The sequence below is a fragment of the Pseudomonas sp. YA1 genome (assembly GCF_058680555.1).
This window is the reverse complement of the sequence record NZ_JBZWBG010000056.1, coordinates 1-581: the sequence shown is the minus strand read 5'-3', so window position 1 is coordinate 581 and position 581 is coordinate 1. Positions and strand designations below refer to the sequence as shown.

Sequence of the window (581 nt, the reverse complement as noted above, 5' to 3'; positions counted from 1 at the left end):
CTTGCTCGAAACGGTCACGGCTACCGAACCGGCGTCCTTGCCGGCCCCGATGGGCGAGCTGTTGCGTGAATTGAAAGATGAATTGCAGACGCTGGAGGCGCGCATCGCTCGACTGGAGCGACAGATTCAGGCTCACGTACGTGGCGATGCCCGCATCCAGCGCCTGCTGGCGGTGGAAGGCATCGGCCCGATCAGCGCCAGCGCGGTGGCGGCATCCGCCGGTGATGCACGGCAATTCCGCACGGGCCGCCAGTTTGCGGCCTGGCTGGGCCTGGTGCCACGGCAGCACTCCACGGGCGGGCAGCAGCGCTTGGGCAACATCAGCAAGCGCGGCGATACCTACTTGCGGACCTTGCTCATCCATGGCGCCCGTGCAGTCGTGCGCTGTTGCGCCAACAAGACCGATGCCCGCAGCCGCTGGCTGCAAGGTCTGCTGCAACGGCGTCCTGCCAATGTCGTCGCCGTTGCCCTGGCCAACAAGAATGCCCGGATCCTTTGGGCCTTACTCAGCCGGGAGACATGCTACCGGCCCGGTTGAGCGTTCCTGCCACACCGTAGTTGAAACATCCACCACGATTGCT

1 pseudogene is annotated in these 581 nt (G+C 65.1%); it reads left to right on the top strand.

Annotated elements, in window-relative coordinates:
• A pseudogene (locus tag AC4OR5_RS30940) lies at positions 1-538 on the top strand (IS110-like element ISPa11 family transposase); the annotation flags it as partial.
• Positions 539-581: the final 43 nt, after the last annotated feature.